This window comes from Cohnella hongkongensis (genome assembly GCF_042654645.1).
Lineage (GTDB): Bacteria > Bacillota > Bacilli > Paenibacillales > Paenibacillaceae > Cohnella > Cohnella hongkongensis.
Window position 1 is genome coordinate 253,918 of the sequence record NZ_JBHSEP010000006.1, and the last position, 6,647, is coordinate 260,564.

A 6,647-nucleotide genomic window follows, 5' to 3' on the forward strand; every position below is an offset into this window, starting at 1 on the left:
GCCTTCGCCGGGCTCGCGGCCACATTTACCGTTACGGTGTAATTCTGCGTGGAGCCATCCGCCGCGGTCACCGTATACGTCACCGGATTGGTGAAGTTACGCGCGACTCCGCTATTCGGCGAGATGCTTGCTCCCGTATGCACAATAGTCGGTGTCAAGGCCGTCACGTTCGTTCCATAGGGCACATTAACGCTTATTGTGTGACTCGCCTCGTTCACCGTTCCCGTCACGGCTGGACTTGCGAAGCTGAACGCGGTGATTTCCTTCGTCTGGTTTACTGCCAAACCGAGCTTTACTGGCTTTAATACTCCATTTCCCCAGTGCCACAGCTTCCCCTCTTGATCCAAGGCATACGATCTATCCAATCCCCCCTCCACAGATGTGAAGCTTGCCATACGTAGAACGCCCCCCTCGAAAGAGGAGACCGTATATGTCTTAGCATTTGACGTGTCCGTGGTTGTACCGTCGCCCAGTTGTCCCTTGTCATTTACCCCCCAAACCCACATTTTCCCGTCAACATCTAACCCCAACGAGTGATTATACCCTGCGGAAATTTGAGCGAATTCAATCGGATTGCTGCCGTTCCTAATCGGAATCGGGATTGGATTGTAGCTGAAATTTGGAGAAAGTCCATGTCCAAGTTGCCCTTTGGAATTGTCTCCCCAGCCCCATACGTTGCCATATGTATCGAGAGCCAAAATAAAAGGCCCCCCTCCACTTGATCCGGAACCAATTGAAACTGATTTGAATCTGGTGTCTACCAACGTCCAGTATCTTTGGGGGAGATAACGTCCCTCCTCACGTATGTACCATACTTGATCCTCCGTATCTATTGCCAAAACCGCTTGATGATGTCCATAAAGCGATTTTAATTTAAAAGCAATCCCGTCCTTTTCTACCGGTACCTGCACCGGCACTTGGGGAGTCGACGATACTTCATAGCCCCATCCCCACAAGAATCCATTACTGTCCAAAGCGAATGAAGCATTCACTGTCACTGCGATATCTATAAATGTTTTACCCGGGATGTTAATTTTCTCCCATGTAAGAGATTCGCCTAACGGTCCATTGCCCAATTGTCCGAAAGAATCATTCCCTGTCGTCCAGATATTCCCGTTAATATCCAACGCCATAGAATGATCAGCTGCCGGTTTTACTTTTGTAAATATAACCGGGGTACCGCTATTCATCACCTGAACTTTTTTGGGGAGTACGGAGGATACCGTTGTTCCGTCACCATATTGCCCATATGGGTTGCCATTCTCCCCCCATGCCCAAATCTGACCCTCTTGATCCAACGCAAGTGTAGTCGCTTCTTCAGAGGTAACAGAAACAAATACGGGGTCATTTGGTGCAGCATAGGCATTCGTCGGAATAAATAACGGACCTGCGATAAGGATAAGCGCTAGTAGACTAATCCATATTTTTTTCACGATTAAAGTCGATTTACTCATCTTGTTCTCCTTCTCTTAATAGCCCGAGGAATAATTTTCCTCGCAATTTTATAAAAACCAGCATATCAGACGGCTATGAAAGAACTATAAAAGGACAATAAAAGAACTATGAAAGGACTATGAAGGGACTGCAGTTCACTTGTTATAGTGAAAGAACCTTCCATATAGTATGATCAATATAGATGTTTTTCCCTTCTTAAGGAGAACTTGATTGTGATAAGTGTAACGCTATCCAATGTGGTCATGCTGGTTTCCATTTTTTTGATGATCGCGTTTTTATGTTACGCCTTTCTGTATAGCCAGGAACGGGGAATCCGATATTTTGCCTGGGTGATGGTTTGTCGCGTGATTTATGCCGGAAGCGTGATCATGGAAATCAACAGCGAAAGCTTAGCTTCGAAAATGCTGTTCCGGAATATGGAACAGACCAGCTTGCTGTTTACGGTGCCTATGATGATTTTTTTCGTGCTGGCTCTGTTCGGGAAAAACGAATATTTACGTCCGTTTCGCATGATGCAGATTCTATCGATTTTCGTGCTATGGTCAGTATTGATATGGACCAACCCCTATCACCATCTGCTTTTTTGGAATATAGAGCTTAACCAAGGGCATTTGGAAGTAAGCAAAACCGTTTATTCTCTTGCGTTTAATATCATCTGTTATTTGATTGTTGCGGCTTGCGTCTTTTATTTGTTCGTCTATATGCGGCGCGTTCGTCCCGAGATTCGCACGCCGGGCATCTGGTTGATCTTGTGCGGCTGTATCCCCGCATTAACGGAAGTCGCCAAGTTCGTTTATTCAGACTTCGCGCCATGGCTGCTTCCTATCTCGGTTTATTGCGGATTTGCGGGAATGACCATGCTGTGGCTCGTGATCCGTTACCGGATGTTCTCGGTCGTTCCGCTCGCCAGACAAGTCGTGGTGGAAACGATGAAAGAAGGAATACTCATCGTCAATCGCAGAGGAAGCGTCGTCGATAGCAATTCGTATGTCGAGCCCTTATGGGCGGGTTCGGGAGAAGGTTCGATTGCGGGGAAGCCTATCGACAAATTGTTGGCCGATTGGCCGAATTGGCTGCGAGCCTGCAAGCGAATGGAGACGAGCGAGATAGAGATTGAAGCTCAGGTGAATGGAGAACCCCGGGTCTATACGGTCAAGGTGTATCCGCTCTCTTCCCGGGGAGGGACTGAGCAAGGAACCGTATCCGTATTGTTCGATATTACGGACAAGCAAAGGCAGATGGAACGGATCGTTCAGCTCAATCAGCTAAAGGACCATTTGTTCGCAATCGTTTCCCACGATATCCGGAATCCGTTAGCGGTCCAGGCTAGCTTGATTGAGGTACTGGAAGCAGATAGAACGATGTTTAACCGCAATCATCAGGAAGTGATCGATGCTTTAAGCGGGCAAATTCAAAATACGTTTGCGATGATCGAAAATTTGCTGGAATGGTTTCGCAGCCAGAAGGAAGGCATGCTGCTGCACCCCGAACGGTTACGTCTGGTAGAAGCGGTCGGGGAAGTGTGTCGCACGCTGCGAATTAAAGGCGAAGCCAAACAAATCGATATTCATACGGAAATTAACGGCGACATTGAGGTCTATGCGGATAGAGAAGCGGTCAATCTGATCGTTCGTAACCTGCTGACGAATGCGATCAAATTTTCCGATCGGGGCGGGAAAGTCAGGATTAGCGCCGAAACGAATGCCGGTCAGGTCATCGTATCGGTGAGCGATAATGGTGTGGGTATGGAGAAAGAACGGGTTCGGGAATTGTTCGATCCGCTGAAACTCGTGTCTACGACGGGTACTGCCGGGGAGAGGGGAACCGGCCTGGGACTGCAAGTCTGCCAGCAATTCGTGCGGATGAGCGGGGGACAAATTTGGGTGGAGAGCGTGCCGCGCCGGAAAACCGTTTTTTACTTTTCGCTGCGCGCGGCAAACTCGGAAAGGAACAACGATGAAAGTACTGCTTATCGATGACGAACAGGCAATGTTGACGGCATTGAGCCAGCTATTGTCGCGAATAGAAGGCGTGGAAATCGTCGGGATGGTACGCAGCCGTGCAGAAGCGGTTGCGTTTGTCGCGAAGCATATCGTGGATCTGGCCTTTATCGACATCAAAATCGCGGAAGACAGCGGATTGACGTTAGCCCTCGAATTGCGGAAGATGAACGCGGAGTTGGATATTGTGTTCGTCACCTCCCATAAGGAGTTTGCGCTGGATGCTTTTCATGCTTATCCATTGGATTACATCGTAAAGCCTATCTCTAAGAAGAGATTGGAAGAAACCGTTGCGAGAGCGGCGAGAGGACGGGCGGAAAAGCGAGGCTCCGGTCACGAGGACGGGTCGAAACGATTGTCGGTTGCAAGCTTGGGAGCTCTGCAAATCAGCAATGCGCAGGGAGAGTCATTGAAGTGGATGTCCCGCAAAAGTCAGGAGCTGTTCGCGTATTTGTTGCTTTGTCGCGGGAATCGTACGGCCAAAGTCCGTATTCTGGAAGATATATTCCAGGATAGAGAAGGTTCGGAGTTATATCTCAATACTGCGCTATACCAGCTGCGCAGGACTCTGGCTACGCATGGAATGAAGGCCATACTTGTCTCCGATCGCGAACAATATCAGATGAGCCTAGAACATATCAAGGTCGATTTTATAGAATTCGAAGAACGATTGTCCGGCTTCCACGCCATTGATGAAAACAATGTAGAGGCCGCGATTGCCGTTGAGAAAATGTATACAGGTGATTTGTTCGAAGACAAGCCGTACGAGTGGGCCCTTGTCGAGCGCGAGCGGCTTAGCGACGTCTACGACGCGTTTGCCAAACGTCTAGTCAAGTGGCTGCTCGAAAACGATCGGATTCGTCAGGCCGTTCAGATTTCAAAAAAGCTGGTGCGGCGCAACGAATTGGATGAAGAAGCGAATATGCTGCTCATGCATGGGCTTGCCGCTTTGAAGGACAGGCTAGCTCTCCAATTACGATACAAGAAGTATGAAGCGCTTTTGAAGCAAGAACTCAATATTCAGCCTTCGGCAGAGCTGGTCGAATGGTACGGTCGTTTATAGCCAGCGAAGTCTTCGGTAGGCGAAGCTGTGCTCCTGATCGGGAACTGAGCCGCGCAGAAGCGCTTGTCCTGAAAAAGAGGGACTGACGCCCCTCTTTTTCATTTCCGCCCATATATCTCAATTATCTTTCCTCACTAACAGTGAGCAGCACCCCACATGTGTTGAGTGTTGATCGCAGACATAGGATGTAGTGGTTCTTACCTTAATTAGCTTACTGATAGCCTATTATAAATCCTCCAGAATAAGAGCAGACTGTACATTCACAGTTTTGCTCGGCTAATACCTGAAGATACCGATAAACCATGTTTGGTGCAATAAACATATAGTTTACCACCCGTAATTACAGGAAACCTACACGTTGGACTCTGTTCCGGATAAAGGCGGTTCAGCAATACTCTGTCGCTTTTAACAAGGGCTACAAAGGAAATATAATGTTCTTTGGTCATTGGATGGTCAAAGGTGATAAAGTAATCCGTATCCATTTTCTCTACTGTGATTTTAGTTGCGGCAGGTGAATCCAATGGCAGTAGACATTCCAATTTTCTTCCACAGCAGAAGATAGAGGCGCTTCCTGTGCTAACCAAAATATTTCCGCAGGAAGAACAGACATAAAACCGCACTTTGTCAATGTTTCCGCTATCTGGATGATTTGATGTGATTTCACCCTCCATCATCTGCTTCATATCAACGCCCAAAATAGCAGATAGCTCCGGCCACAGCGATAGATCAGGACACCCTAAACCACATTCCCATTTCGAAACCGTTTTATTTTGAATACCCAATGCATCTGCAATATTTTTCTGGGTCAGCTTTTTTTCCTTTCGGAGCTTGGCAATTAATCTGCCTATTTTCACACAGTCCATGCCACCACCTCCATTTCTGCTATACATGATACTACAGAAACCTTGCAATTACTTGTACCAATCTTGCTGGAAGCTGCTTCAAATCGGTTATATCGAGTGTGTTTTCAGCACCGTAAAGCTCTCGGATCGCCTCCTTATCTTGCCCGATCGCTGCAGCCAGGAACTGGATGCCTTTTCGCCTAAATTCCTGCAAAGTATATTTCATATCATGCGCCGCCTTTTCACCTGTATAATCAGGCAAAGCTTTAGGCTGGCCGTCACTGATACTGATTACTAATTTGGTTTTTTGGGGCACTTTAAGCAATCGATCGGAAATCATGCGCAAGGCCATACCATCCCGATTATTGCTGCGAGCCTGAATGTTCATAAGAGCATATTTTTCATCTGCATCTTTGCTTTCGAAGTCTACATAAGCATAGACGGACATTTGCTCCAGCTTGGAGCGGTCTGCCGTATCCCCGTAAACCATGATCGGAATGCCGCACCCTGTGCAGAATTCATATAAAGCAACAGCTGCCTGTTTTGCTGCATCCAAACGGCCGAAGGCTGACATTGACGCTGATTCATCAATCCTGAGAGCAACCGCAAGGGAAGGTTCTTCCTCAGGCGGGCGTTTGCGGGCAAATACACGGAAATCCACAGAAGCGGCCTGATCCGCGCAAAATTTTGTGCCATATAACTGAGATTTGGCGAATTCAGCGGATACTTCATGCTCTAAAAGCGGGTTTGTTTTTCTTATTAGCTCCTGAATAACTGGCCTTAGGGCTGCAATTATGCGGTTATATTGTTCCCTGTCTTGAGCGGCAGCTTCCGGGCGGTGGACAATAAGCTTGATTTCTTCATGGCAGCTGCCTTGAACACTTTGCCGTGCTTCCCTGTTCAACTGTTTACGAAATTCTTGTTTTTGTCGTTCATTTGTATCGGATTGATCAAGCTCATGATAAAATGGGATGCCGTTTTCTCCATTCTCATGGCTAGAAACATCCGTATTTTCATCACTGCTCGTATCCGAATGCCCCTCACTGTCTTCTGATTTTCTCAGACGCACTGCATTTTTATCAGCTTGATCTGTTTCTGCAGAGAATTCTCCGTTATCGGAAATATGAAGTTCCATTACTTCCGGATTTTCACCGTCTGAATGGATCGGCTACACTAAGTTGGACAGAAAAAATAAGGGCTTGTAGAATAAACCTATCATGCTAAGGAGCGGATCTCTACAGTGCCTAAAAAACAACGACGTACGTTTTCAACTGAATTTAAAAAACA

The 6,647-nt window shown here is 47.2% G+C and carries 5 protein-coding genes; 2 read left to right on the forward strand and 3 right to left on the reverse strand.

What is annotated here, in order from left to right; genetic code table 11:
• Positions 1-1,454, reverse strand: a 1,454-nt coding sequence (locus tag ACFO3S_RS11175) for a DUF5018 domain-containing protein (RefSeq protein WP_378095405.1), incomplete at its 3' end; no start/stop codon positions are given.
• A gap of 243 nt (positions 1,455-1,697) precedes the next feature.
• On the opposite strand from ACFO3S_RS11175, the gene ACFO3S_RS11180 reads away from it, so the two are divergent.
• Positions 1,698-3,434: a sensor histidine kinase gene (locus tag ACFO3S_RS11180; RefSeq protein WP_378095435.1), complete on the forward strand. Its 1,737-nt coding sequence runs from the start codon at positions 1,698-1,700 to the stop codon at positions 3,432-3,434.
• Positions 3,412-4,518 carry a response regulator gene (locus ACFO3S_RS11185; RefSeq protein ID WP_378095407.1) on the forward strand — a complete coding sequence of 369 codons (1,107 nt, stop codon included), beginning with the start codon at positions 3,412-3,414 and terminating at the stop codon, positions 4,516-4,518. The genes ACFO3S_RS11180 and ACFO3S_RS11185 overlap by 23 nt, the downstream gene beginning before the upstream one ends.
• A gap of 260 nt (positions 4,519-4,778) precedes the next feature.
• Here the strand turns inward: ACFO3S_RS11185 and ACFO3S_RS11190 are convergent, their stop codons facing one another.
• A complete protein-coding gene (locus ACFO3S_RS11190) occupies positions 4,779-5,381 on the reverse strand; it encodes a helix-turn-helix domain-containing protein (protein ID WP_378095409.1) in 603 nt (200 codons plus the stop codon).
• Between the two features lie 31 nt (positions 5,382-5,412).
• Positions 5,413-6,495, reverse strand: coding sequence for a vWA domain-containing protein (locus ACFO3S_RS11195; RefSeq protein WP_378095411.1), 1,083 nt, complete (start codon positions 6,493-6,495; stop codon positions 5,413-5,415).
• Between the last annotated feature and the right edge of the window lie 152 nt (positions 6,496-6,647).